At 71.5% G+C, this 24,510-nt stretch carries 24 protein-coding genes and 1 pseudogene; 10 read left to right on the forward strand and 15 right to left on the reverse strand.

Going from position 1 to position 24,510, the window contains the following annotated elements:
- Nucleotides 1–12: 12 nt before the first annotated feature.
- Together IZR02_RS15250 and IZR02_RS15255 are read right to left on the reverse strand one after the other, a co-directional pair.
- Nucleotides 13–702, reverse strand: coding sequence for a GNAT family N-acetyltransferase (locus IZR02_RS15250; protein ID WP_025104885.1), 690 nt, complete (start codon nt 700–702; stop codon nt 13–15).
- A 48-nt stretch (nt 703–750) separates the two neighbouring features.
- Nucleotides 751–1,371, reverse strand: a complete 621-nt coding sequence (locus tag IZR02_RS15255) for a hypothetical protein (RefSeq protein ID WP_062765574.1) — start codon at nt 1,369–1,371, stop codon at nt 751–753.
- 56 nt (nt 1,372–1,427) lie between these two features.
- On the opposite strand from IZR02_RS15255, the gene IZR02_RS15260 reads away from it, so the two are divergent.
- Entirely contained in the window at nt 1,428–2,867 is a 1,440-nt protein-coding gene (locus IZR02_RS15260; RefSeq protein WP_025104887.1) for an MFS transporter, read from the forward strand.
- A 90-nt stretch (nt 2,868–2,957) separates the two neighbouring features.
- Here the strand turns inward: IZR02_RS15260 and IZR02_RS15265 are convergent, their stop codons facing one another.
- The 4 genes from IZR02_RS15265 to IZR02_RS15280 form a co-directional block, all read right to left on the reverse strand.
- Complete coding sequence (locus IZR02_RS15265; RefSeq protein ID WP_025104888.1) at nt 2,958–3,356, reverse strand: hypothetical protein; 399 nt, start codon at nt 3,354–3,356, stop codon at nt 2,958–2,960.
- A gap of 379 nt (nt 3,357–3,735) precedes the next feature.
- Nucleotides 3,736–4,701 (reverse strand): serine hydrolase, encoded by a 966-nt coding sequence (locus tag IZR02_RS15270; protein ID WP_025104889.1) that lies wholly within the window; start codon nt 4,699–4,701, stop codon nt 3,736–3,738.
- 111 nt (nt 4,702–4,812) lie between these two features.
- A complete protein-coding gene (locus tag IZR02_RS15275) occupies nt 4,813–6,798 on the reverse strand; it encodes a M13 family metallopeptidase (protein WP_025104890.1) in 1,986 nt (661 codons plus the stop codon).
- Between the two features lie 45 nt (nt 6,799–6,843).
- On the reverse strand, nt 6,844–7,392 hold the full coding sequence (locus tag IZR02_RS15280; protein WP_025104891.1) for a DUF1992 domain-containing protein: 549 nt from the start codon (nt 7,390–7,392) through the stop codon (nt 6,844–6,846).
- Between the two features lie 94 nt (nt 7,393–7,486).
- Here IZR02_RS15280 and IZR02_RS15285 point away from each other — a divergent pair, with 94 nt between their 5' ends.
- Nucleotides 7,487–8,809 (forward strand): MATE family efflux transporter, encoded by a 1,323-nt coding sequence (locus tag IZR02_RS15285; protein WP_025104892.1) that lies wholly within the window; start codon nt 7,487–7,489, stop codon nt 8,807–8,809.
- A gap of 110 nt (nt 8,810–8,919) precedes the next feature.
- A complete protein-coding gene (locus IZR02_RS15290; RefSeq protein WP_025104893.1) occupies nt 8,920–9,288 on the forward strand; it encodes a hypothetical protein in 369 nt (122 codons plus the stop codon).
- A gap of 27 nt (nt 9,289–9,315) precedes the next feature.
- Here IZR02_RS15290 and IZR02_RS15295 read toward each other — a convergent pair whose 3' ends face one another.
- A complete protein-coding gene (locus tag IZR02_RS15295; protein ID WP_025104894.1) occupies nt 9,316–9,981 on the reverse strand; it encodes a TrmH family RNA methyltransferase in 666 nt (221 codons plus the stop codon).
- Between the two features lie 129 nt (nt 9,982–10,110).
- Here IZR02_RS15295 and IZR02_RS15300 point away from each other — a divergent pair, with 129 nt between their 5' ends.
- The 6 genes from IZR02_RS15300 (at nt 10,111) to IZR02_RS15325 (ending at nt 14,028) form a co-directional block, all read left to right on the forward strand.
- On the forward strand, nt 10,111–11,394 hold the full coding sequence (locus IZR02_RS15300) for an Nramp family divalent metal transporter (RefSeq protein ID WP_025104895.1): 1,284 nt from the start codon (nt 10,111–10,113) through the stop codon (nt 11,392–11,394).
- A 20-nt stretch (nt 11,395–11,414) separates the two neighbouring features.
- Nucleotides 11,415–11,714 (forward strand): hypothetical protein, encoded by a 300-nt coding sequence (locus IZR02_RS15305; RefSeq protein ID WP_025104896.1) that lies wholly within the window; start codon nt 11,415–11,417, stop codon nt 11,712–11,714.
- A 44-nt stretch (nt 11,715–11,758) separates the two neighbouring features.
- Entirely contained in the window at nt 11,759–12,391 is a 633-nt protein-coding gene (locus tag IZR02_RS15310) for a metal-dependent transcriptional regulator (protein WP_025104897.1), read from the forward strand.
- Between the two features lie 95 nt (nt 12,392–12,486).
- Nucleotides 12,487–13,296, forward strand: a complete 810-nt coding sequence (locus tag IZR02_RS15315) for an HAD-IIA family hydrolase (RefSeq protein WP_025104898.1) — start codon at nt 12,487–12,489, stop codon at nt 13,294–13,296.
- Between the two features lies 1 nt (nt 13,297).
- On the forward strand, nt 13,298–13,867 hold the full coding sequence (locus IZR02_RS15320; protein ID WP_025104899.1) for a YdeI/OmpD-associated family protein: 570 nt from the start codon (nt 13,298–13,300) through the stop codon (nt 13,865–13,867).
- A complete protein-coding gene (locus IZR02_RS15325; protein ID WP_164498178.1) occupies nt 13,864–14,028 on the forward strand; it encodes a hypothetical protein in 165 nt (54 codons plus the stop codon). The genes IZR02_RS15320 and IZR02_RS15325 overlap by 4 nt, the downstream gene beginning before the upstream one ends.
- Before the next feature lie 21 nt (nt 14,029–14,049).
- On the opposite strand, the pseudogene IZR02_RS15330 reads toward IZR02_RS15325, so the two are convergent.
- The 8 genes and pseudogenes from IZR02_RS15330 to IZR02_RS15365 form a co-directional block, all read right to left on the reverse strand.
- Nucleotides 14,050–15,680, reverse strand: a pseudogene (locus IZR02_RS15330) (ABC transporter ATP-binding protein).
- Nucleotides 15,677–16,756, reverse strand: coding sequence for a serine hydrolase domain-containing protein (locus IZR02_RS15335; RefSeq protein ID WP_025104901.1), 1,080 nt, complete (start codon nt 16,754–16,756; stop codon nt 15,677–15,679). The pseudogene IZR02_RS15330 and the gene IZR02_RS15335 overlap by 4 nt, the downstream one beginning before the upstream one ends.
- The gene (locus IZR02_RS15340; protein WP_197426465.1) at nt 16,753–17,880 is read right to left on the reverse strand and encodes an enolase C-terminal domain-like protein; all 1,128 of its coding nucleotides are present in this window, start codon (nt 17,878–17,880) and stop codon (nt 16,753–16,755) included. The genes IZR02_RS15335 and IZR02_RS15340 overlap by 4 nt, the downstream gene beginning before the upstream one ends.
- On the reverse strand, nt 17,877–19,067 hold the full coding sequence (locus tag IZR02_RS15345) for an anhydro-N-acetylmuramic acid kinase (RefSeq protein ID WP_025104903.1): 1,191 nt from the start codon (nt 19,065–19,067) through the stop codon (nt 17,877–17,879). Before IZR02_RS15345 ends, IZR02_RS15340 begins: the two co-directional genes overlap by 4 nt.
- Entirely contained in the window at nt 19,067–19,972 is a 906-nt protein-coding gene (gene murQ, locus IZR02_RS15350) for an N-acetylmuramic acid 6-phosphate etherase (protein ID WP_025104904.1), read from the reverse strand. The genes IZR02_RS15345 and murQ overlap by 1 nt, the downstream gene beginning before the upstream one ends.
- Nucleotides 19,969–20,856, reverse strand: coding sequence for an ABC transporter permease (locus IZR02_RS15355; protein WP_025104905.1), 888 nt, complete (start codon nt 20,854–20,856; stop codon nt 19,969–19,971). The genes murQ and IZR02_RS15355 overlap by 4 nt, the downstream gene beginning before the upstream one ends.
- The gene (locus IZR02_RS15360) at nt 20,853–21,824 is read right to left on the reverse strand and encodes an ABC transporter permease (RefSeq protein WP_025104906.1); all 972 of its coding nucleotides are present in this window, start codon (nt 21,822–21,824) and stop codon (nt 20,853–20,855) included. Before IZR02_RS15360 ends, IZR02_RS15355 begins: the two co-directional genes overlap by 4 nt.
- 67 nt (nt 21,825–21,891) lie before the next feature.
- Entirely contained in the window at nt 21,892–23,442 is a 1,551-nt protein-coding gene (locus IZR02_RS15365; protein ID WP_025104907.1) for an ABC transporter substrate-binding protein, read from the reverse strand.
- A gap of 165 nt (nt 23,443–23,607) precedes the next feature.
- Here IZR02_RS15365 and IZR02_RS15370 point away from each other — a divergent pair, with 165 nt between their 5' ends.
- Nucleotides 23,608–24,510: a MurR/RpiR family transcriptional regulator gene (locus IZR02_RS15370; RefSeq protein ID WP_025104908.1), complete on the forward strand. Its 903-nt coding sequence runs from the start codon at nt 23,608–23,610 to the stop codon at nt 24,508–24,510.

Below are 24,510 nucleotides of genomic sequence, written 5' to 3' on the forward strand. Positions count from 1 at the left end.
CGGCCCCGGCGATCACGCGGTGAAGAGGTAGCCCCGGCCGGTCTCGAAGCCCGCGATGTGGAGGCCGCTGCCGAGCAGCCCCTCCATCTGCGCGCGCAGCCGCAGCCGCCACTCGTGCGCGGCCGCCGGGTCGGACTCCCGCATGCCCTCGATGTCGTCCGGGATCTCCAGCGTCTCGACGACGGCGTCCTCCGCCGGGGGCTTGGCGATGTCCGCGAGCGCCCACTCGACGTCGAGGCGGTCGCTCTCGTCGCCCGCGTCGCCGCCGCCGAAGATGCCGTACCGGTTCACCGAGTAGCCCGTGGCGCGCGCGCCGAGGACGGTGAGGAAGAAGTGCGCGTTCCGGGCGACCAGCGGGTCGAAGGTCCAGGTGATGCGGCCGACGTCGCGGGAGAACGCCCACTGCCGCTGGTGCTCCTTGAGCTCACGGCCCCATCCGCGCCCCCGGTACTCGGGCAGCAGAGCCGTGATGTGCGAGTGCATGGCGCGACGGGCCGGTTCGCCGAAGAAGGCGATCGAGGCGCCGACCATGCGCTCCTCGTCGCCCTCGCCGTCGAAGAAGCCGACGACGTAGTTGCCCGACTGCTGCAGGGCACGGAGGGTCCCGGCGTCCACCACGCGCTGCGGGCCCCGGATGGAGTCGAGCAGGCTCTGGGCGTCGAGGATGAGTTCAACGGTGTCGAGATCGCGGATGGTTCGCACGATCCCAGTCTGCCCCTCCTCCGCCCGTTCGCGGAAACCGACTCCGGCTCACCGGTACGGGAAGGCCTCGCCCCCACCCGCGGCGAGCGCCTCCGCGACGATGCGGAGGTGTTCCTCGGCCATGTCCGCCGGCAGCGGCGGCAGGATCCCGTCCCAGAACGCGAGCACCGCGCCGCGGCCCTGCATCATCCCGGCCGGACGACCCAGCGCCCACATGTGCATGTGCGCGGAGCCGTCGTTCCAGCGCCCGAAGTGACAGCGGGCGACGCCGGGGATGCTCTTCACCGCCTCGGACACGCGCTGCATCAGCGGCCCGAGGGCGGCGAGCACGTCCTGCGGCGCGTTCTCCAGGAGCCAGTGCTCGCGCGGTGCGACGCCGCCGATGAAGGGCAGACCGCCGACGTCCCACCCGGCGCGCACCTGCCAGAGGTCGTCGTGCCAGATGGTGTGCACGCTCGGACCGCAGTGGCCGCACGCGGCCGGATCGTGCTCGCCGGCGCGGGACTTCTCCGGCACGAGCATCGGCTCGAGCGGCCGCATCGTGACGCTCTCGAACGCCCAGGGCAGCCCGTCCGCGAGCACCGAGGCGTCGAGCACCCCGCCGATCGGGAGCCGGCGGTGGTACGCGGAGTCGGCGGGGTGCTGCGCGGGCGCGGAGTCGTCGGTCATCCGGCCATGCAACCACATCGGCCCCTCCCCTCCGGGAACGCCGATAGCCTGAGCCGGTGGGTGCGAACGACGACAGAGCCAGGAAACGCCTCTCCCGTACCCCTCCGCGGTGGGCGATCATCGCGGTGCTGGCGTTCGCGGGCCTGTGCTCCTCGTTCATGTTCACCCTCGTCGTGCCGCTGCAGGCCGAGCTGCCGCAGCTGCTGAACTCCTCGCGCGAGGACACCACCTGGGTGGTGACGATCACCCTGCTCGTGGCCGCCGTCGCGACCCCGATCTCCGGCCGTCTCGGCGACATGTACGGCAAACGCCGGGTGGTCATCGCGCTCCTCGCGATCCTCATCGTGGGATCGGTCATCGCCGCGCTCTCCGGATCGATCGTCGGCGTCATCATCGGCCGCGCCCTCCAGGGGGCCGTGACCGGCGTCGTGCCCCTCGGCATCGCCATCATGCGCGACGTGCTGCCGCCCGAACGCCTCGGCACCGCGGTGGCCCTGATGAGCGCCACCATGGGCGTCGGCGGGGCGATCGGCATGCCCGTCGCCGCGCTGCTCGCCGAGAACGCCGACTGGCACATGCTGTTCTGGCTCGCCGCCGCCCTCGGAGTCCTCGGGCTGCTCCTCGTGCTCGCCGTGGTGCCGGAGGACGTGCTCCGCTCCCCCGGGCGCCTCGACGTGCTCGGGGCCATCGGACTCGCCATCGGCCTCACCGGTCTGCTGCTGTTCGTGTCGCGCGGCGCCGAGTGGGGCTGGACGGCGCCGCTCACCCTCGTCTGCGTGATCGGCGGCGTGGCGGTGCTGCTGCTGTGGGGCTGGTACCAGCTGCGCACGGACGATCCGCTGCTCGACCTCCGGGTCGCGGCCCGGCCCGCCGTGCTCTTCACGAACATCGCCGCGATCGGCATGGGCTTCGCCCTGTTCGCCTCGAATGTCACGTTCCCGCAGCTGCTGGAGATGCCGGCGGTGGGCGGTGCCGGCTTCGGGCTCGACATGGTGGCCGCGTCGCTCGTGATCATGCCGGCGGGTCTGGTCATGATGGTGATCTCGCCGCTGTCCGGGTGGCTGGAGCGCACCGTGGGGCCGCGCCCGCTCTTCACCGTCGGGGCCATCGCGATCGTGCTCGCCTACGTCTTCGTGCTGCTGTGGTCGACCGAGGTGTGGCACATCTTCGTCGCCAACATCTTCATCGGCGTCGGCATCGGGTTCACCTTCGCCGCGATGCCCATGATCATCATGCGCTCCGTGCCCGCGAACGAGACCGGGGCGTCGAACGGCCTCAACGCGCTGTTCCGCTCCGTGGGCACCTCGACGGCCTCGGCCGTGATGGGCGGGGTGCTCGCGGCGATGAGCGTGGACGTCGGCGGGGTGGCCGTGCCGACGCGGGCCGCGTTCGAGGTCTGCTTCTGGCTCGCGATCGCCGCCGGCATCGTGGCCGTGGTCCTGTCGCTGTTCATCCCGCGACGGCGCGCCGAGGAGCCGCACCCCTCCCTGCGCTGACCCGTTCGGCGGTCGTGGATTCGCATCGAGGTCGCAGAGATTCCCGCAGAACGTGCGACCTACGGCGGATCTGCGACCTGCGGCGGAGGGTCAGCGGGAGATCGTGCGCGGATCCGGGTCGTCGGCACGCGGTGGCCGCAGCCGGGCGGGAAGCGGCCACGGCAGGGTGAACTGCGCGGTCGCGGGACGGGTCATGTCCCCGAAGTCGTCGACCTTCACGACGATGCGCCCCGGCGTGCCCTCTTCGTCCGGCGTCACCTCGAGGATGCGCACCCGCAGCGGGCGGTCACCCTCCCCCTCGAGCATCCACGGATCGGCGAGCCAGGCGATGCCGTGGTCCTCCAGCGCGGCCTCCGCGTCGAGCCACTCGCCCGGGCCGAAGACCCTGCGCCCGAGGACATCGACGGCGATCCAGTCCTCGCCCTCCGGATGGATCCAGCCGAGCAGCTCGCCGTCGTCGCGGCGGTGCGGGGTCCAGGCATGAGGCATGCCCCGATGCTAGCCCGTACGTCGCACGATCAGGCGCTCGCGCGACATCAGGCGAGCGCTCGACAGCAGGCGAACGCGCGACATCACGCCGGGTGCGCACCCGTCGCCTGACGCCATGCGGGTGCCTGCGCTCGCGTGCGAGATCCAGGCGACGTGGGAACAGGAGAACACGCGAGGTCAGGCGACCGCAGGAGGTCAGGCTCATTGCCACCCTGGACGCCTGACGCCACGCGGATGCCTGCGTTCGCGCGCGGGATTCCGGGGACGTGGGAACAGGAGCACACGCGAGGTCAGGCGACCGCGGGAGGTCAGGCTCATTGCCACCCTGGACGCCTGATGCCACGCGGAGGCCTGCGTTCACGCGCGAGGTCAGGCGGGGTCAGTGCGTGTACTCCATGAGCTCGACGCCGAGCACGCGGAAGGCGTCGTGCGCGCGGAGACGGTGGCTGATCGACAGGTCGTCGAAGCACACGATCATCGAGTAGGCGACACCGGCCCGCGGCCCCGCGAGCACCCCCGCCTCAGCGCGCACTCCCCGGTCGCGGCCGGTCTTGTTCACGAACAGCAGGCCGTGCGCGTCGTGCTCGTGTGCGAAGGGGTCGAGCCCGGTCGAGGCGGCCACGAGACTGAGGTCCTGGTTGAGGCTGAGCCACTCCGACACCTGGGCGCTGACGGCGGCATCCACGACCTGGGAGTTCACGAGCGCGGAGAACAGTCCGGCCAGCTCGCGCGCCGACCCCACCGCGACCTGCGGGGCGTCGTCCGGACCGCGGCGGTCGCGGAACCGGTCGAGCAGGGCGGTGCGACGCAGCCCCAGCCCCTCGATGCGCTCCCGCACCCGGTCGTGCCCCACCTTCTCCAGCAGGATGTTCACGGCGATCGGATCGCCGGCCGTCGCGGCGAGCACAGCGAGGTCTTCCAGCGGCAGCGCCGGGGCCCGCAGGTGCCGCCACAGCCCGGAGCTCTCCACGGCCTCGACGCTCGTGCGCTCCACGATCTCGAGCGGGTCGAGGGCGCCGGACTCGAACGCCGCCGCCACCTCGATGAGCAGCGGGACCACCCCGAGGCCCGCGACGGGCATGGTCACGTGGTCGTCTCCCGCCAGCACGTGCACATGGGAGTCGAGGTCGACCACGTGCACCGACACCTGCGCCCCGGAGTTCGCGAGGCCTTCGAGGGCCTTCAGCGTCGACGTGAACGACCGCCGGCCGACGGCCACGCGGCGCGGCAGCCGACGGGCTCCCGGCCGCTGCGAACGGCGACCGCTGGACGACTCGGGCGCGCTCCCGGACGCTCCGGGAGCCGAGGGGTTCCGGAACGCGTCACCAGGGTCGGTCGCACCCACGCGTGGTCCTTCAGGAGGGGGAGGGATACTGCACATCCGGGAAGGGGCGCCCGGCGGCAGGGCTATCGTAACCCCACCGCCGGAGCGTGCCTCACAGAGTCCGGAGGTTCGTCACCAGATGGTCACACGGGACGACTCCGGCAGCCAGAGGGCATCCTTCTCGGTGACGCCGAAGGCGTCGTAGAACGCATCGATGTTGCGGACGATCTGGTTGCACCGGAACTCATTGGGCGAGTGCGGGTCGATCGTCAGCAGGCGCAGCGTCTCGGCCTCGCGGCTCTTCTGCTGCCAGACCTGTGCCCAGGACAGGAGCAGCCGCTGCACGCCGGTGTAGCCGTCGATGACCGGCCCTTCGACGGGCTCCGGCACCGACGGATCGGCCCGCAGCGACAGCTCGTACGCCTTCAGCGCGATCCCGAGGCCGCCCAGATCGCCGATGTTCTCACCGATGGTGAGGGCGCCGTTCACGTGATGCTCGGCGTCCAGCCCCTCCGGCACGAGGGCGTCGTACTGCGCGATGAGCGCCTTCGTGCGCTCCTCGAAGGCCGCGCGATCCGCGTCGGTCCACCAGTCCTGCAGGCGCCCCTCGCCGTCGTATCGGCTGCCCTGATCGTCGAAACCGTGGCCGATCTCATGCCCGATGACCGCGCCGATCCCGCCGTAGTTCGCGGCCGCGTCCCGTCCGGCGTCGAAGAACGGGTACTGGAGGATGGCCGCGGGGAAGACGATCTCGTTCATCGAGGGGTTGTAGTACGCGTTCACCATCTGCGGCGGCATGTGCCACTCGGTGCGGTCGATCGGCTTCCCGACCTTGTCGATGTTGCGGTCGTGCTCGAAGATCGCCGCGCGGCGCACGTTGCCGAGGAGATCGGTCCGGTCGATCACGAGGGCCGAGTAGTCACGCCACACCTCGGGGTGGCCGATCTTCGGGGTGAACGCGTCCAGCTTCGCCAGCGCCCGCTGCCGGGTCTCCGCGGTCATCCACTCCAGGGTCTCGATGCTCTGCCGATAGGCCTCGACGAGGTTCGCGACGAGCTCGTCCATGGCCGCCTTCGCCGTCGGCGGGTAGTGCCGCTCGACGTAGACCTTGCCGATCGCCTCGCCCAGGGCCCCTTCGGTGACGGAGACGCCGCGCTTCCAGCGTTCGCGGATCGTGGGGACGCCGGTGAGCTGGGTGCCGTAGAACGAGAAGTTCTCCTGCACGAGCTCGTCGGTGAGGTAGGGCGCAGCCGCGTGCACGACCTTCGCACGCAGCCAGGCCTTCCAGTCGTCCAGCCGCTCGGGAGTGAGCAGAGCGCCCAGCCCCTCGAAGAAGCTCGGCTGCGCGACGACGACCTCGTCGAACGCCTGCGGGTTCGTCGGCGTCACGGCTTCGCGCCACGGACTGAGGTCGACGCCGGCGAGCTCCTGCAGCTCGTCCCACGTCTTGAGGTTGTAGGTCGCCACCGCGTCACGGCTGCGCACGTTGTCCCAGTGGTGTCCGGCGAGCTCGGTCTCCAGCGCGATGGAGCGCTCGGCCTGCGCCGCGGCATCGGTCACGCCGGCGAGCGAGAGCAGGCGCTCCAGGTGCTCCCGGTACGCCGCGCGGGTCTCCGCGAAGGTGTCGAGACGGAAGTAGCTCTCGTCCGGCAGCGAGAGCCCGGCCTGCACGAGCACCGGGAGGTAGCGCTCCGGGTTCCCGGGGTCGCCGTCGACGTAGAGGCCGATCACCGCCGCCCGGCCCTCCCGGTCGTAGGTGCCCACGGTGCGCAGGAAGGCCGGGATGCCGTCGATCGCGTCGATCTCGGCGAACGTCTCGGCCAGCGGGGTCACGCCGGCGGCGGCGATGCGGTCGGTGTCCATGAAGCTCGCGAAGAGGTCGCCGATCTTGCGGGCGAGGGTGCCCTCCTCCGCCTCCTGCGACTCCTCGACGATCGCACGGACGTCCTTCTCGGCCTGCTCGGCCAGCAGATGGAAGGAGCCCCAGCGCGCCTTGTCCCCGGGGATCTCGGTGCGAGCGATCCAGGCGCCGTTCACGTGGCGATACAGGTCGTCCTGCGGGCGGATGTCGGGGCTGAGGTCGTCGAGCGCGAGGCCCGCGGGAAGCACGTCGGTCATGCGCTCCAGCCTATGGCCGGGGTCCCCCACGGTGTCCAGAAGACCTCAGTCCCGGCGTCGGCGCCCGAAGCGTCGGCGCCGCGGCGACGTCTCGGGCAGCGGTGTCCGCGCGGCCCGGCGTTCCGCCCACGCGACGACCTCGGCGTCGACGTCGCGCAGCGGGGTCACGACGGGAGGTCCGCCCTGGAGCTGGCGTCGGGCCTCGCGCACACGCCGGTTGAAGTCCTCGAGCACCTCGCGCACGTCGGACTCGCGACCGAGGAGGTCGAGCTGCCCGTCGAGCTCGCGGTCCTCCGTGCGCAGGAGGATGGCGGGAGGGCCGAGCCCGGTCAGGCCCTCGGTCTCGATCTTCCGGCGGATCCACCAGTCCGGGTCGTGGTGGTCGCCGAGACCTTCGAGCGGCTTCCCGGCTCCCGGCAGATCGTCGAAGTCGCCGCGACGGATGGCGACCTGGATGGCGGATTCGACGAAGGCGGCGCGGTCCACCGCGGCCGCGGCACCGGGCGGCGCGGCGGTGTCCGCCTCGTCGGGGGCAGCATCGCCCTGCTGCTGCCGCGCTCGATAGCGCGCGGCCGCCTCCCGGGGATCCGTCATGGTGCGCCTCCGTCCGCTGGGATCTCCTCCTTCACCCTACGTCCGGTCGAGGCCGGCGGTCTCGGGTGTCGACGACAGGTCATAGGCTCGGAGGATGGCCGCCCGCACCTCCCTGAACCGCGAGATCCTGCGCCTCGCGGTCCCCGCCCTCGGCGCGCTCATCGCGGAGCCGGCCTTCCTCATCGTCGACGCCGCCCTCGTCGGCCATCTCGGCACCGTCCCCCTCGCCGGGCTCGGCATCGCCGGAGCCGTGCTGCAGACGATCGTCGGCCTCATGGTGTTCCTCGCGTACTCCACGACCCCCGCGGTCGCGCGACGATTCGGGGCCGGGCGTCCGGGAGAGGCGGTCTCGGTCGGGATCAACGGCATGTGGCTCGCGCTCGGCCTTGGTGCCGTGCTCGCCGTCGTCGGCGCCGTCTCGTCGCCCTGGCTCGTCTCCCTGTTCGGCGCGAGCGCGGAGGTCGCGGCACAGGCGAACGAGTACCTCGTGATCTCGATGTGGGGGCTCCCGGCGATGCTCATCGTGTTCGCCGCCACCGGGCTGCTGCGCGGGATGCAGGACACCATGACCCCACTGTGGATCGCGGGGCTCGGCTTCGCGGCGAACGCCCTGCTGAACTGGCTCTTCATCTACGGCCTCGGCTGGGGCATCGCCGGCTCCGCGGCAGGTACGGTGACGGCGCAATGGGGCATGGTCGCGGCGTACGCGCTCGTAGTCCGGCGCCTGGCGACCCGGCACAGCGCCTCGTTGCGCGCCCAGCGGGAGGGCCTGCGCCACACCGCGACGTCGGGCGGCTGGCTGTTCCTCCGCACCGTGAGCCTGCGCGTCGCCCTGCTCGCCACCGTGGCCGTGGCGACCGGGATCGGCACCGAGGAGCTCGCCGGGTGGCAGATCGTGTTCACCATCTTCTCGGCGGCGGCCTTCGCCCTCGACGCGCTCGCGATCGCCGCGCAGGCGCTGATCGGCAAGGAGCTGGGCGCCGGTGACGAGGAGCAGGTGCGCCGAGTGCTGGCGCGGACGGTCGCGTGGGGAGCGTGGTTCGGCGTCGTGGTCGGCGCCGTCATCGCCGCCCTCTCCGGGGTGCTCGGCATCGTCTTCACCGGCGATCAGGGCGTGGCAGAGGTGGTGCAGCCGGCCCTGCTCGTGCTCGCGGTGGCGCAGCCGGTCGCGGGCGTGGTGTTCGTGCTCGACGGAGTGCTCATGGGAGCGAACGACGCCCGGTACCTGGCGATCGCGGGCGGTCTGAACCTCGTCCCGTTCCTGCCCACTCTGGCGATCATCGCCGCGACGGGGGTCCACGGCACCGCCGGCCTCGTATGGCTCGCCGTCGCGTTCTTCGGGGTGTACCTGCTCGCACGGCTGGCGACGCTGGGGTGGCGAGTGCGCTCCGGGCGATGGCTCGCCGCGCCGGCGTAGCTCCTCCACAGGCGACCCGAAGAACGACTTATCCCCCGCCGCCGGGCACAGCGGAATACAGCGCCCCGCCACTCTGTCGCTCCGGTCCAGCATGGAGCGACACTGAAGGGATGCTGGGGATGAACGACGCGCAGGTATGGACGACGATCGGGGTTCTCGCCTCGGGCATGTACGCCACGATCACGCTCATGGCGACGATGTTCGTGAGGATCATCAAGACGGAGATCGGCACGGTCCGCACGGAGATCGGCGGGATCCACACGGAGATCGGCGGGATCAAGGGCGAGATCGGCGGGATCAAGGGCGAGATCGGCGGGATCAAGGGCGAGATCGTCGGGATCAGGGGCGAGATCGTCGGCGTGAAAGCCGAGATCGGGGATCTCCGGAAGGAGGTGCACGGTCTGAGCCGGCGCATGGACGGCCTCGACCGCGACGTCAGCGCGATCTCGCGGCACCTTTTCGGCATCGATCCGGCCTGACGAAGCAGGTACGACCGCTCGTCGTGCTCACTCCGCGTGGCGACGACACCACTCGTACATGATGACGGCGGCGGCGGCACTCGCGTTGATCGATCGGGTCGAGCCGTACTGCGTGATCTCGATGTGACCGGAGGCGGCAGCCAGTGCCTCCGGCGACAGGCCCGGCCCCTCCTGACCGAAGAGGAGCACGCACGAGCGCGGCAGGTCGGCGCGGTCCACCGGCACGGCCCCGTCGACGTTGTCGATCGCGATGACGGGCAGACCCTCTGCGGCCGCCCAGGCGGCGAAGGTCGCGATGTCCTCGTGGTGCACGACGTGCTGGTAGCGGTCGGTCACCATGGCGCCGCGCTTGTTCCAGCGACGGCGGCCGATGATGTGCACCGTATCGGCGAGGAACGCGTTGGCGCTGCGCACGATGGAACCGATGTTCATGTCGTGCTGCCAGTTCTCGATCGCGACGTGGAACGGATGACGCCGCGTATCGAGATCGGCGACGATCGCCTCCATGCGCCAGTAGCGATAGCGGTCGATGACGTTTCGCGTGTCGCCGTGCGCGAGGAGCTCGGAATCGTACTGCTCTCCCTCGGGCCAGGCCGACCGCCCTCCGGGCCACGGGCCGACGCCGTATCCGGGCTGCGCCGAGGGCCCCCCGGGGGCGGTCGGTTCCGTGCTCTCGGGGCGCTGCGCTTCCATCCCGCCAGGCTATCGCCGCCTCCGCCTGGTCGCCGTCGGGCGGAGGAGCCGGCACCCGGTCGTCGAAGGGGTCCCGGGCCATCACGACACGATATTTAGGTGTGCCGAAAAATACGCTACGGTTTCGGTGTGCCTAAAAATCCCACCGCGTCCGTGATCCCCGCCCGCACCGCTTCGCCGCGCCTGCTGTGGCTGCTGGGACCGGCGCTGGTGGCGGGTGTGGCCTATCTCGACCCGGGCAACGTCGCCAGCAACATGACAGCGGGGGCGCAGTACGGCTATCTGCTCGTGTGGGTGGTCGTCGCCGGCAACGTGATGGCCTGGCTGATCCAGTACCTGTCCGCGAAGCTCGGCGTCGTCACCGGCCAGAGCCTCCCGGAGGTGCTGGGCCAGCGGCTGCGCCGCCCCTGGGCCCGCCGCGCCTACTGGCTCCAGGCGGAGCTGGTCGCGATGGCGACGGACCTCGCCGAGGTCATCGGCGGCGCCGTCGCCCTGAACCTTCTCTTCGGCGTGCCGCTGCTGTGGGGCGGCCTCATCACCGGGGCCGTGTCCATGGTCCTGCTCGCGGTGCAGAACCGTCGCGGCGCCCGACCGTTCGAGTTCGTGATCATCGGCCTCATGTTCGTGATCACGATCGGCTTCATGGCCGGCCTGTTCCTCGCGCCACCCGACCCGGTCGGCGTCGTGAGCGGCCTCGTGCCGCGCTTCGAGGACACGGGGTCCGTGCTCCTCGCCGCCTCGATCCTCGGCGCGACGATCATGCCGCACGCGATCTACGCGCACTCCTCTCTGGCCCGCGACCGGTTCGGTGCGACGAGTGCCGAGACGACCGAGGAGGCGGCCCGGATCGAGACCTCGCGGATCCGCCGCCTGCTCACGGCGACGCGCTGGGATGTGACGATCGCGATGGTCATCGCGGGCTCGGTGAACCTCGGCATCCTCCTGCTCGCGGCGGCGAACCTCGCGGGCGTCGCGGGCACCGACTCGCTGGAGGGGGCGCACGCCGCCCTCGCCGCAGGCCTCGGCCCGGTCGTGGCGACCTTCTTCGCCGTGGGACTGCTCGCCTCGGGTCTCGCCTCGACCTCCGTCGGCGCGTACGCGGGCGCCGAGATCATGCACGGCCTCCTGCACGTGCGCATCCCCCTGCTGGCCCGCCGCCTCGTGACGCTCATCCCCGCGCTGGTGATCCTCGGCATCGGGGTGGACCCCACGCTCGCCCTCGTCCTCAGCCAGGTCGTGCTGTCGTTCGGCATCCCGTTCGCGCTGATCCCGCTCGTCGCCCTCACCGCGCAGCGCCGCACGCTCGGCGCCTGGGTCAACCGGGTGTGGACGACGGTCGCCGGCGTCGTGGCCTCCGTGCTCCTCATCGCCCTGAACGGCGCCCTGCTCTGGCTGGTGCTGACGGGGGCATGACGCCGGATAGGCTCGACATCATGTCTGCAGACTCCGCCCGTCGCACCGTCCGCCTCCTCACCTGGAGCGGCTTCGCGACCGGGGTCATCGGCGGTCTGCTCATCGCGTTCCCGAAGGTCATCGGCCCCGCCAGCCCGTGGGTGCAGCTCGCGCTCGGCGTCGCGACCCTGATCTTCGCCTTCCGTGCCCGCAAGGTGGGCATCGCCGAGGTGGAGGGCTTCGACGGGCGCCTCTCGCTCGCCGCCGCCCTCCTGGGGTTCCTCGTGCTCTTCTTCGCGGGGCAGGCGGCCGTGATCCTGCTCGGCTCCGCGAGCGCCTGACTCAGGCCGCGAGGCCGGCCGACCCGGACACGTAGAGTGGTGGGGTGGCATCCCCGGCAGCTGACGACTATCTGAAGACCGTCTACGCGCACACCGAGTGGCAGGATGCGCCGATCACCCCCTCGGTCCTGGCGGCCAAGCTCGGCATCGCCCCGTCGTCGGTCACGGAAATGGTGAAGAAGCTCGCCGCGGCGGGACTCGTGTCGCACGTGCCCTACGGAGCGGTCCGGCTGACGGACGCGGGGACCACCCGGGCCCTCGCGATGGTCCGCCGCCACCGCCTCATCGAGACCTGGCTCGTGCGGGAGTTCGGGTACGGATGGGATGAGGTGCACGACGAGGCCGAGGTGCTGGAGCACACCATCAGCGACCGGCTGCTCGAGGGCATCGACGAGCGCCTGGGACGACCGCGCTTCGACCCGCACGGAGACGCCATCCCGGACGCGGAGGGCCGCATCGAACGGGAGCCCTTCGTCCTGCTCGCCGATGCCCCGGAAGGACACACCGGCCGCGTTCTCCGCGTCGACGACCGCGACCCGGAGCTCTTGCGGACCCTCGACTCCCACGGGGTCGTCGTGGGGACGTCCGTGACGGTGACCCCGTCCGGCATCGCCCTCGACGGCACCGAGCCGCCGCTGCCCCCCGCCGCCCGCGACGTGGTGTGGTTGTCGGCCTGACCCCGGCTTCGAATCGCGCACTTTGCGGCAAACCGGCCGGGGATGGGACCAATCAGGCGATTCGAAAGGAAAGGTGGGGCCTCTAGGCTGAGCACATGGCACACCGTGACGACATCGAATGCTGGCTCACCGACATGGACGGCGTGCTCGTCCATGAGAACGACGCCATCCCCGGGGCCTCCGAACTCCTCGCCGGATGGGAGCGCAACGAGATCCCGTACCTCGTGCTCACGAACAACTCGATCTTCACCGCCCGCGACCTCTCGGCCCGCCTCCGTGCGAGCGGCCTGATCGTGCCGGAGGAGCGCATCTGGACCTCGGCGCTCGCGACCGCCGACTTCCTCGCGCAGCAGCTCCCGGGCGGCTCCGCCTTCGTCATCGGCGAGGCCGGCATCCTCACCGCGCTGCACGAGGCCGGCTTCATCATGACCGAGACGAACCCCGACTTCGTCGTCGTCGGCGAGACCCGCAACTACTCGTTCGAGGCCATCACGAAGGCCATCCGCCACATCATCAACGGCTCGCGCTTCATCGTGACCAACCCGGACGCCACCGGCCCGAGCGCCGACGGGGTGCTGCCGGCCACGGGTGCGATCGCCGCCCTCATCACCAAGGCCACCGGCAAGGAGCCCTACGTCGTCGGCAAGCCCAATCCGATGATGTTCCGTTCGGCCCTGAACAAGATCGGCGCGCACTCGAAGAAGACCGGCATGATCGGCGACCGGATGGACACGGACATCGTCGCCGGCATCGAGGCGGGTCTGCACACGGTGCTCGTGCTCACCGGCATCAGCGACCAGCGGATCATCGAGCAGTACCCCTTCCGCCCGGACGAGATCGTCGACTCGGTCGCCGACCTGCTGCCAACCATCACCGACTCGATCCCCACCCTCGACGAGGACTGACGTGGGCGCCCTCGACGACGGCGAGCGGGTCACGGCGGCGGACGCCGCGGCCTGGCGCGCCTGGCTCGAGGCGAACCACGAACGCACGGCCGGGGTGTGGCTGCTGAGCGTGCGCGGGCGATCCGCCACCGGCGTCGGCTACGAGGACGCCGTCCGGCAGGCGCTGTGCTTCGGGTGGATCGACGGCCCGGTGCGCACGTTCGACGACGAGACCGGTGGCCAGTGGTTCTCCCCTCGGCGCCCGGGGAGCGGCTGGGCGGCGACGAACAAGGCCCGTATCGCGGAGCTGGAGGCCGCGGGGCTCCTCGCCCCGGCCGGCATCCGTGCGCTGGAGACGGCGAAGGCGAACGACTCCTGGACCGTGCTCGACGGCCCCGAGGCCGGCATCGAGCCTCCGGAGCTCGCGGCCGCCCTCGACGCGGTGCCCGCGGCGAGGGCGAGCTGGGATGCGTTCCCGAAGTCGGTGAAGAAGTTCGGCCTCACGCACATCGCGATGGCCAAGCGGCCGGAGACCAAGGCCGCGCGCATCGCGAAGATCGTGGCGGATGCCGCGGAGGGGAAGCGTCCATGAACCAGAGCGACCTGCTGTTCCTCGTCCTGTTCCTCATCATGCTCACGTCGCTGGTCGTGTTCGTGGTGCAGTTCGTGCGCTCCCGCCGCCGCGGCGGCGAGGACGACGGCCGTGCCGGCTGGTGGGAAGGCCCCTGGGACGACGACGACCGCCGGCGCTGAGCCGACGGCCGCCTGGAGGTCTCAGGAGGCGAGCGACGCCCCGGGGATCGCGGCGAGCAGCTCCCGGGTGTACGGATGCTGCGGCGTGTCGAAGATGCTCTCCGGGGTGCCGCTCTCGACCACGACGCCGCGCTGCATCACGTGCACCTCGTCGGAGATCATGCGCACGACGGCCAGGTCGTGGCTGATGAAGAGGTAGCTGAGCCCGAGGCGCTTCTGCAGGTCGGCGAGGAGGTCGAGGATCTGTGCCTGCACCAGCACGTCGAGCGCGGAGACCGCCTCGTCCAGCACGACGAGCTCGGGCTCCAGGGCCAGGGCGCGGGCGATCGCGACGCGCTGCCGCTGTCCGCCGGAGAGCTCGTGCGGCAGCCGCTCGGCCATGGCCGCGGGCAGGGCGACCTGCTCCAGGAGCTCCAGGACGCGGGCGTGCCGGGAAGCGGCGGTGCCGATCCGGTGTACGCGCAGCGGCTCGGCGATCGACTGCTCGACCGTGTAGCGCGGGTCGAGCGAGGCGTAGGGGTTCTGGAACACGGGCTGCACGCGACGGCGCAGGGCGAACAGCTCCGTGCGGCGGAGGGTCGTGAGGTCGGTGCCGTCGAAGAGGATGGCCCCGGAGGTCGCGTCCTCCAGACCGAGCACCATGTTCGCCGTCGTGGACTTGCCCGAGCCCGACTCGCCCACGATGGACACGGTCGTGCCGCGACGGATCGAGAAGCTCACGCCGTCGACCGCTGTGAAGGTCTGCGGCTCCCCGGCCTTCGCGTTCCGGAGCGGGAACTCCTTGCGCAGGTCCCGGATCTCGACGAAGGGCACGGCGTCGGCGGCGACCTCGCGCGCAGGCAGGGCGTCGCGGCGGGACGCGAGGCTCGGTGCGGCGGCGAGCAGCTGCCGGGTGTACTCGTGCTGCGGGTTCCCGAGCACCTCCGCCGATGTCCCCTCCTCGACGACGTGGCCACGGAACATCACGACGATCCGGTCGGCGCGCTCCGCGGCGAGGGCGAGGTCGTGGGTGATGAGGAACACCGCGGTGCCCAGCTCGTCGGTCAGCTGGTCGAGCTGGTCGAGGATCCGCCGCTGCACCGTGACGTCGAGCGCCGACGTGGGCTCGTCGGCGATGAGCAGCCGCGGCTTGCAGGCGAGCCCCATCGCGATGAGCACCCGCTGCCGCATGCCCCCGGAGAACTCGTGCGGGTACTGGGTCGCGCGGCGGGCGGCGTCGGGGATCCCGACCATCTCCAGCAGCTCGACCACACGGGCCTTCGTCGCGTCGCCGCTCGTGTACCCGTGGACCTCGAGCGCCTCTCCGATCTGCTCACCCACGCGCAGGAGGGGTTGAGGTTCGACATCGGATCCTGCGGCACGAGGCCGATGCCGGCCCCGCGGAGCGACACCATCGCGTTCTCGGGGAGGTCGGTGAGCTCGCGGCCGTCGAAGCGGATGCTGCCCGCCGTGATGACGCCGTTCTCCGGCAGCAGGCGGTTGACCGCGGCCGCCGTGGTGGACTTCCCGGAGCCGGACTCGCCGACCACGGCGACCGTCTCCCCGGCGGCGATGTCGATCGAGATGTCGCTGATGGCGGTGACCAGCTCGGAGCCGGTCCGGAAGGCGACCGCGAGGCCGTCGATGCTCAGCACGGGCGGAGTGGTGCTCATGGGGTACTCGTTCCTTCGGGGTCCAGGAGTGCGGGCAGCGCTGCGCGCCACAGGGTCTCGGTGGGGGCGATCTCGTCGGCGAACAGCCGGTTCGCGAGGAGGACGACGGCGGTTCCGGTGGCGGGGACCACGCCCAGCGCGCATCCGGTGTAGCCGGGATGCCAGAGCACCCGGGTCGGGCGCCCGTCCGCCGTCACGGTGTCGCTGCGCCAGCCGAGGGCCTGCCCGGGGTCGGGGCCGTCGCGGAACAGCTCGGCCACGAGCGCCGGATCCCACAGCTCGGGGTGCGACTCGGGGGCGGCGAGCGCGACGCCGAGGGTCAGCAGCTCGTCGACCGTGCCGAACAGGCCGGCGTGCCCGGAGACGCCGTGCAGGGCGTGGAAGCAGTTGCCGTCGTTGGCGACCCCGGTGATCTCCCCCTCACGCCAGGGGAAGTGCCGGCGAGAGGTGAGGATCGGGTAGGGCGTGCCGGTGGCGACCATGCGTCGCTCGGCGGCATCCCCGTTGCCCGCGGATGACGCGACCCGACCGGAGACGGGCCCGTAGCCCGTGCGCGTGAGACCGAGGGGCCCGGTCACGAGCTCGCGCACGGCGGCGTCGAGGGGGAGGCCGGTCGCGGCGGCGATGATCCGTCCGAGGATCAGGAAACCCAGGTCGGAATAGCGCCGTCCTTCGTCCACGCCGTAGCGGAGCGGGAGAGTGTCGGCGGCGGCCGCGCCGTCGTTCGTACCGTCGAGGTAGAGCGGCTGCCACTCCCAGAGCCCCGCCCGGTGCAGGAGCAGGTGCCGCACGGTCGTCCCGGGGGCGCAGGCGGTTCCGGGGACGAAGCGGTCCACCGGATCGTCGAACCGGAGGTCGCCCCGGGAGACCAGCCGGAGGATCGCGGTGGTGGTGGCGGCGACCTTGGTGACCGAGGCGAGGTCGAACGCCGTGTCCGTCGTGACCGGCGTCCCCGCGAGATCGGCGAGGCCGCCGGCGGCCGTGTCCCGGCCCATGCGGGTGGCGACACCGGCGACGGCTCCGCGCGGCGCGGTCGGCCCGGCGAGGACTGCGGCGATCGCCTCGGCGGCGCTCATACGAGAGCTCCGGTCCGGGAGCGGTCGAGCAGCACCTCGGCATCGGGGGTGATCCCGGTGATCCCCAGTCCCGCCGCCGCGGCGAGGGTGAGCCGCCCCGCGTCGGCGGTCAGCCCTCCGGTCACCGGCGACCGGCGCAACCACGATGCCGCGTCGAGGTCGTGCACGACGTCCGGAGCGACCGCGGCGGCGAGGTGCGCCGCGGCGGCCACCCCGACGTGCGACTCCATCATGCAGCCGATGATGACGCCGAGTCCGGCGGAGCGGGCGGCCTGCACGCACGCGAGCGCCTCGCGGAGCCCGCCGGTCTTGGCGAGCTTGACGTTCACGAGCCCGGCGGCTCCGCGCACGGCGATGTCCCGGACGTCCCGCGCGGTGCGGACCGACTCGTCCGCCATGATCGGCGTGTCGACGGCGGCGGTCACCACGGCCAGCGCATCGAGGTCGCGCGCGGCGACGGGCTGCTCGACGAGTTCGAGTCCGAGACCGGCGTCCTCCGCCGCCCGGATGACGCGGATCGCGGTCTCGGCGTCCCACGCCTGGTTCGCGTCCACGCGCAGGGTGATGTCGGCACCGACGGCGGAGCAGACGGCTAGGAGACCCGCGACCGTGTCGTGTTCGCGGGACGCCTTGATCTTGAGGCAGCGGAATCCCGCCGCCGCATGCTCGACCGCGGTCGCGGCCAGTGCGGCCGGCTCCGCCACCGACAGCGTCATGTCGGTACGGATGCGCGCGGGCGCGTCTGCGTGCGGGGCGAGCGTCTGCGCGAGCGGCTCGTCCCGGTGCTGCGCGGCGAGGTCGGCGACCCCGCAGGCCACCGCACTGCGGGCAGCGGCGTTGCCCCAGGCCGCCGCGGCGAGGGCGTCCGGCAGCCCGGGGTCGTCGACGGAGCGCCCGAGCACGGCGTCGGCGAAGGGACCGGCGACCACGGCCGTCACGCTCTCCGGGCTCTCCCCCGTGACGCGCCAGCTCGTCGCGGCCTCCCCGTATCCGCGGCGGCCGTCGGCGTCGGTCACCTCCACGAGCACGACATCGAGGTGGTCCGTGCGACGGACGGCCGTGACGAAGGGACGCGCCAGGGGCGAAGGCACCCGCAGCACGCGCATCCGCTCGACGACGGTCACGATCCCGCCGCCTCCGTGAGGGCGAGGGAGTCGATGGCCGCGACCTGCTCTGGCATCTGCAGCGGACCGGCGCCGGGCGTGATCGTGCCGAGGATGCGCGGCTCGCGCGCCCCGGTCCCGCCGGGGACGATGGCGGGGACGCCGTGCAGGGTCGACCAGCCGATGAGCGCGAGGAGGATGGCCTCCTTGCTGTCGGCGGGGGCGCCGAGCTCGTCGGCCAGGACGACCTCGGTCTGCGGCAGCGCGGTCCGCAGCCCGTCCAGGATCAGCGGGTTGCGGCAGCCGCCGCCGGACACCGCGAGGAAGCCGATCCCGGCGGCCTCGACGTCGCGGGCGACCGTGCGGACCGTGAGCTCGGTGAGCGTGCGCACGACGTCGGCGACCGCGATCTCACGTCCCTGCGCCGCGAGGTGCTCCTGCACGTAGGCGAGGTGGAAGTGCTCCTTGCCCGTGCTCTTCGGCGGGGTGAGGGCGTAGTACGGGTCCGCGAGCATGGCGTCCAGCAGCGCCTGGTCGACCCGTCCCGTCCGGGCGATCGCCGCATCGTCGTCATAGCCGAGCGGGTTGAGGTCGTGCGCAACGATGACCGCGTCGACCAGGGCGTTCGCGGGGCCGATGTCGTAGGCGACGAGGCCGTCCGGGCGGACGACGGTCATGTTGGAGATGCCGCCGAGGTTGAGCGCCGCCGAGACGCCGGCGCGGCCACGGAGCAGCAGCTCGTCGAGGAACGACACGAGCGGAGCGCCGTGGCCGCCCGCGGTGATGTCGCGGATACGGATGTCGGAGACGACGGGCACACCGGTCTTCTCGGCGATCCAGGCGGGCTGCCCGATCTGGAGGGTGCCGAGGGCGTGGGCGCCGTCGACCCAGTGGTAGACGGTCTGGCCGTGCGAGCACACCGCGTCGACGCCGCCGACCTCGGCCGCGACCTCGGCTGCGACGTCGGCGAACGCCTGCCCGATGAGGGTATCGAGCTCGGCCACCTCGGCCAGGGTGGTCTGCGCCGGAGGGAGCGCGGCGATGAGGCGTGCCCGCAGCTCGGGATCGTAGGGGACGCTGGTGGAGGCGAGCACCGTGCCCCGGAGGTCGACGCCGTGCGCCGTGAACCCCCCGTTGGTGGCGAAGTCGACGACGGCGGCGTCGATCCCGTCGTGCGAGGTGCCGGAGATCAGTCCCAGGACGCGCATCAGTTCTCCTCCAGTGCGGTACGCAGACGGCCGTCGGCCGCCGCGAGTCGGTCGGTGGCCGCGGCGAGGTCCTCCCCGCGGCGGATCATGATCGTGGCGAGTTTCACGTCCCACCCTGCGCTCTCCAGCGCGGCCGCCGCCGTGTCGCGATCGACGTCGGCGATCGTCCGCACCATGCGGATCGCGCGCTCGCGGAGCTTGTGGTTCGTGGCCTTCACGTCGACCATCAGGTTGCCGTAGGCCTTGCCGTTCCGGACCATCGCGATGGTCGAGAACATGTTCAGGACGAGCTTCTGCGCCGTGCCGGACTTGAGGCGCGTGGAGCCGGCGAGAACCTCGGGGCCGACCTCGACCTCGATGCCGTGCTCGGCGACCGCGCTCAGCGCGGTGCCGGTGTTGCAGGACAGGCCGACGCTGAGCGCCCCGCGCTCCCGCGCCCGTCGGACGGCGGCGACCACGTACGGCGTGCGGCCGCTGGAGGCGATGCCGATCACGGTGTCGAGCGGGCCGATGCCTGCGGCGTCGATGGCCGCGGCACCCGCCTCCGCGTCGTCCTCCGCGCCTTCGACGGGGTTCACGATCGCGCCGGGACCGCCGGCCATGATCGCGAACACCAGCTCCGGCGGGGTGCTGAACGTGGGAGGGCACTCGGAGGCGTCGAGCACGCCGATGCGTCCGGGGGTGCCCGCGCCGACGTACACCAGGCGTCCGCCCTGCGCCATGCGTGCGGCCGTCTGCTCGATCGCCGGGACGATCTGCGGGAGAGCGCGCTGCACGGCCGCGGGCACGGTGGCGTCGGCCTCGTTCATGGTCTGCGCGAGCTCGGCCACGCTCATCTGATCGAGGCGGGCGTACCGGGGGTCGCTCGCCTCAGTGGCGAGAGCGCCGAGGTCTTCCGCGATCATCGCTTGCCCCGGTTCCGCGGGTCGAGGCTGTCGCGCAGCCCGTCGCCCAGCAGGTTCAGGCCGACGACGAGGAGCACGACGATCACGCCGGGGGCGATCATCGTCCACGGGGCGATGGTCACGAGGGTCCGCGCCTCGAAGATCATGGAGCCGAGCGAGGGCGCGGGCGGCGGAGTCCCGAGTCCGAGGAAGCTCAGCGACGCCTCCGTGAGCACCGCCCACGAGAGGGAGAGCGTGACCTGCACGATGATGATCGAGGTGATGTTCGGCAGGACGTGGCGGAACATGGTCGCCATGCGGCTCTGCCCCGTGCTCTTGGCCGCCTTGACGTACTCCACCTCGCGCAGCGACAGCACGGGGCCGCGGGTCACGCGGATGAAGATCGGCACGTAGACGATCGCGATGGCCACGGCGATCGTGAACCAGTTGCGGTCGAACACCGAGGCGAGCGACAGGGCGAGCAGCAGCGGCGGGAACGCGAACAGCACGTTGGTGACCGCCGTGATCGCACCGTCGGAGAAGCCGCGGTAGAAACCGGCGATGAGTCCGCAGACCGTGCCGACCACGGTCGCGAACGCCACGGCGACCACGGAGATGAGCGCCGAGTTGGCGACACCGGCTGCCACCCGCGAGAACACGTCGCGGCCGAACTGGTCGGTGCCGAACCAGTGCACCGCGGACGGCGGCTGCAGCCGGGACGGCGGGTCCTGCGCGAGCGGGTCGAACGGCAGCAGGCCGAACGCCGAGACGAGGCTCAGCACCGCGAGCAGCACGACGATGATGAGGCCGGCGAGACCACTGCGGCTGCGCAGCAGAAGACGCACGCGCTCCATGGTGCGCCCGCCGCCGGGAGCGAGGGCCGGGGTCTGAGAGATGTCGGTCATGCGGCACGCACCCGGGGATCGATGACCCGGTAGAGCAGGTCGGTGAGCAGGTTGACGATGACGAAGGCGAGCGCGATCACCAGGACGGTGCTCTGCACGAGCGCGTACTCCTTCTGCTGGATGCCGAGCAGCACCTGGCGGCCGATGCCGGGGAGCGAGAAGATCTGCTCCACCACGACCGCACCGCCCAGCAGGTAGCCGAACTGCAGACCGGTCATGGTGACGATGGGGACCAGCGCGTTGCCCAGCACATGGCGCACCTGGAGGCGGCGGGGCGGCACGCCCTTGGCCTTCGCGGTGCGGATGAAGTCGTTGGCACGGATCTCCAGGACCGCGGTGCGCGTGGTGCGCATGATCGGCGCGGCGATGCCGAAGCCGAGCACGATCGACGGCAGGAGCATCTGCTGGAGGTTCAGAGCGGGGTCGTCGAAGAGCCGCGCGTAGCCCTGGCCGTTCGGGTTGAAGCCGAGGGACTGCGCGAGGATCGCCAGCAGCGCCGTTCCGAGCAGGAACGCGGGGATCGAGAGGCCGGCGAGGCCGACGACCTGACCGACGCCGTCACGGAACGAGTCGGGCTTCGAGGCGGAGAGCATGCCGAGCGGGATGCCGATGGCGAGCGCGATGACGATCGAGAAGATCGCGAGCTCGAAGGTGACCGGCAGCGCGGCGGCGGTGAGCTCGAGCACGCTGGTCTGCGCCCGAGAGGAGAAGCCGAGGTTGCCGGTGAAGATGTTGCCGAGCCAGGAGAAGAACTGCACGACGAGCGGCTGGTCGAGACCGTAGTACGCCTCGAGCGCGGCACGCTGCGCCGGAGTGAGCGCGGCCGCCTCGGTGCCGAGGCCGGAGCTGATCTGGTCGCCGGGGATGGCGCGCAGCATCAGGAAGACGAAGACGGCGACGCCGAAGAGGGTGCCGAGGGCTGCGAGGATGCGTCGCAGCACGCTGTTGCGGAGGAGCTGTCTGAACATGCGCGTGGGAGAGGTGCCTGTCGTCGGGGAGTCGAGGGGGCGCGGACATCCGCGCCCCCTCGTTCCACTACTGGATGGAGGTGGTCCGCAGGTACTGCAGCGAGCCGTTCGCCATCGGGGTGAAGCCGTCGACGGTCGAGGCCGTCGCGGTGTAGGTGTAGCTGGTGAACAGCCAGATCCAGGCGGCGTTGTCCTCGAGGTTCTCGGAGACCTGCGCGTAGATGTCCTTGCGCTTCTCCGGGTCAGCCGTCTCGCGTCCCTCGGCGAAGAGCGCGTCGAGCTCGGGCGACGAGTACCCCGCGACCTGGTTCAGGTTGCCAGTGCTGGTGAAGTAACGGCCGTACATGCCGTCCGGGTCCGGGCGTCCGCCGTTGAGGGCGACCGCGGCGTCGAAGTCGGCCGCGATCCAGCGGTCCACGAACGCGCCGGACTCGAGCACCTCGAGGTCGAGCGTGATGTTCGCGTCGGCGAGCTGCGCCTTGAGGTTCTGCGCCTCGTTGACGGAGGTGGCGTACTCGCCCTGGGACACGATCGTCTTGACGGTGACGCCGTCCTCCTTGCCGGCCTTCTTCAGGTACTCGGCCGCCTTGTCGAGGTCACGCTCGGGGCACGGGCGCGCGTCGGGGTCGGACTTGAACGCGGGAGAGGTGATCGGACCGGTGACCTCGCCCTCGCCGAGCGCGGCGGTGTCGAGCACCTCCTGACGGTCGATCGCGCACTGCATCGCGAGGCGGACGTTCACGTCGGCGAGGTCGCCGCGCTGCGCGTTCAGCTGCAGGGCGTGGTAGCTGAGCTGCGGGGTGGTGGCGACCTCGACGTTCGCGCCCTCGGCCGTCTGCGCGACGAGCGGGTCGTCGAACACGGCCAGCTGCACGTTGCCGGACTGCATCGCCGAGACGATGGACGACTCGTCGGGGATCACGCGGAACTCGACGGTGTCGAGCAGCGCGGTGTCGCCCCAGTAGTCCTCGTTCTTGGCGAGGGTGAGCGACTGGCTCGCCTTCCGGTCCTCCAGCACGAACGGGCCGGTGCCGTTCGGGGTGGTGTTGAGCGCCTCTTCGGTGTCGTCCGACGAGAGCATCGCCATGTTGATGACGGCGAGGTTCGCGGGCAGCGCGGCATCGGGGGCACTGAGGGTGAGGGTGACGGTGCTCTCGTCGGTGGCCTCGACGGCGGCGACCGAGGCGAGGGAGCTCGCGGCCACGGCAGCGGTCGCCTCATCGGCGATCGCGTCCAGCGAGTACTTCACGTCGGCGGAGTCGAAGGCGCTGCCGTCCGCGAACGTGACGCCCTCGCGGAGGTGGAGGGTGACCGTGAGGCCGTCTTCGGAGACGTCCCAGGACTCGGCGAGACCGGGGACGACGTTGAGCTCCTCGTCGAACTCGGTCAGCGTGCCGTACAGGTTCTGCAGGACGTTGACCGCCTGGAACTGGGTGGCCTTCCACGGGAAGAGGGTGTCGGGATCGCTCGTGACGCCGATGACCAGGTCGCCGCCGGCGGATCCGGATCCGGTGTCGGACGGGTTCGACGCCGGTGCGGAACACCCGGTGATGACGAGCGCCGCGGCGAGGCCCGTGGCGGTGAGGGCGCCGAGAGACGCCCACCGTGCTGTGCTCATTGCTGTTTCCTCCTGGCTGGGACCGCGTCGCCCTGGCTCGGATCAGGCGGTGCTGCCTGATGCCCCGCGAACATCGTCGGTCTGGGTAAGTACCAAAAGTACACGAAAGCATCTACGCATGTAACAGAAGTTCCTCTAGTGTTATGAACACCGATCGGAGACCCCATGCCCCACGATGCCGCTCGCGACGACGCCGGCACCCATCTCGTGCTCGTGCGGATGCGCGCCCTGCGCCCAGAACTCCGTCCGAGCGAGCAGCGCATCGCCGACCTGTTCCTCGCCGACCCCGCCGGAACCGCCGGGCTCTCCGTCGCCGAGCTCGCGCACCGCTGCGACACCTCGACCACGTCCGTCGTGCGGTTCTGCAAGCGTCTCGGGTACGAGCATGTGCGCGAGCTGCGCAACCATGTGCTGCGGGAGGTCGAACGCGAGACCTTCGACACCGCCGCGCTCCCCGCCGTGTCCGGCGACATCGACCGCAACGACACCCTCGCCGACATCGTCGCGAAGGTGTCGCTCGCCGAGACGCTCTCCCTCGCCGACACCGCCAAGGTGCTCGACACCGACGCGCTCCGCGCCACGGTCGAGGCGATCACCTCCTCCACCCGGGTGGACATCTTCGGCGTGGGGGCGAGCTCCATCGTCGGGCTCGACCTCCAGCGCAAGCTCACCCGGATCGGGCGGACGGCGTTGGAGTGGTCCGACCCGCACGCCGCCTGGACCTCGGCCGCCACCCTCGGGCCGGGGAACGTCGCGATCGCCGTCTCGCACACGGGAGCCACGACCGACACCATCGAGTTCCTCCTGCTCGCCCGGCAGGCGGGCGCCACGACCATCGCCATCACCAACCACGCCGGCTCCCCGCTCGCCGGTCGGGCCGACATCGTGCTGACCACCGCCGCGCGCGAGACGGGCTTCCGCTCCGGGGCCCTGGGCAGCCGGATCGCCCAGCTCATGGTCGTCGACTGCATCTTCATCGGGGTCGCGCAGTCCAACTACGACCGCTCGATGGAGGCCCTCCGCGACACCTTCGCCGCCGTGCATCACGTGCGCGCGGGCGGTGCCTGA

Source organism: Microbacterium paraoxydans, assembly GCF_019056515.1.
Taxonomy (GTDB): domain Bacteria; phylum Actinomycetota; class Actinomycetes; order Actinomycetales; family Microbacteriaceae; genus Microbacterium.

What these genes read in the sequence shown, in the direction of transcription:
- IZR02_RS15255 (WP_062765574.1), bottom strand. Translation starts at nt 1,371, where the DNA reads ATGACCGACGACTCCGCGCCCGCGCAGCACCCCGCCGACTCCGCGTAC.
- IZR02_RS15265 (WP_025104888.1), bottom strand. Translation starts at nt 3,356, where the DNA reads ATGCCTCATGCCTGGACCCCGCACCGCCGCGACGACGGCGAGCTGCTC.
- IZR02_RS15275 (WP_025104890.1), bottom strand. Translation starts at nt 6,798, where the DNA reads ATGACCGACGTGCTTCCCGCGGGCCTCGCGCTCGACGACCTCAGCCCC.
- IZR02_RS15280 (WP_025104891.1), bottom strand. Translation starts at nt 7,392, where the DNA reads ATGACGGATCCCCGGGAGGCGGCCGCGCGCTATCGAGCGCGGCAGCAG.
- IZR02_RS15285 (WP_025104892.1), top strand. Translation starts at nt 7,487, where the DNA reads ATGGCCGCCCGCACCTCCCTGAACCGCGAGATCCTGCGCCTCGCGGTC.
- IZR02_RS15290 (WP_025104893.1), top strand. Translation starts at nt 8,920, where the DNA reads ATGCTGGGGATGAACGACGCGCAGGTATGGACGACGATCGGGGTTCTC.
- IZR02_RS15295 (WP_025104894.1), bottom strand. Translation starts at nt 9,981, where the DNA reads ATGGAAGCGCAGCGCCCCGAGAGCACGGAACCGACCGCCCCCGGGGGG.
- IZR02_RS15305 (WP_025104896.1), top strand. Translation starts at nt 11,415, where the DNA reads ATGTCTGCAGACTCCGCCCGTCGCACCGTCCGCCTCCTCACCTGGAGC.
- IZR02_RS15315 (WP_025104898.1), top strand. Translation starts at nt 12,487, where the DNA reads ATGGCACACCGTGACGACATCGAATGCTGGCTCACCGACATGGACGGC.
- IZR02_RS15325 (WP_164498178.1), top strand. Translation starts at nt 13,864, where the DNA reads ATGAACCAGAGCGACCTGCTGTTCCTCGTCCTGTTCCTCATCATGCTC.
- IZR02_RS15335 (WP_025104901.1), bottom strand. Translation starts at nt 16,756, where the DNA reads ATGAGCGCCGCCGAGGCGATCGCCGCAGTCCTCGCCGGGCCGACCGCG.
- IZR02_RS15345 (WP_025104903.1), bottom strand. Translation starts at nt 19,067, where the DNA reads ATGCGCGTCCTGGGACTGATCTCCGGCACCTCGCACGACGGGATCGAC.
- murQ (WP_025104904.1), bottom strand. Translation starts at nt 19,972, where the DNA reads ATGATCGCGGAAGACCTCGGCGCTCTCGCCACTGAGGCGAGCGACCCC.
- IZR02_RS15355 (WP_025104905.1), bottom strand. Translation starts at nt 20,856, where the DNA reads ATGACCGACATCTCTCAGACCCCGGCCCTCGCTCCCGGCGGCGGGCGC.
- IZR02_RS15360 (WP_025104906.1), bottom strand. Translation starts at nt 21,824, where the DNA reads ATGTTCAGACAGCTCCTCCGCAACAGCGTGCTGCGACGCATCCTCGCA.
- IZR02_RS15365 (WP_025104907.1), bottom strand. Translation starts at nt 23,442, where the DNA reads ATGAGCACAGCACGGTGGGCGTCTCTCGGCGCCCTCACCGCCACGGGC.
- IZR02_RS15370 (WP_025104908.1), top strand. Translation starts at nt 23,608, where the DNA reads ATGCCCCACGATGCCGCTCGCGACGACGCCGGCACCCATCTCGTGCTC.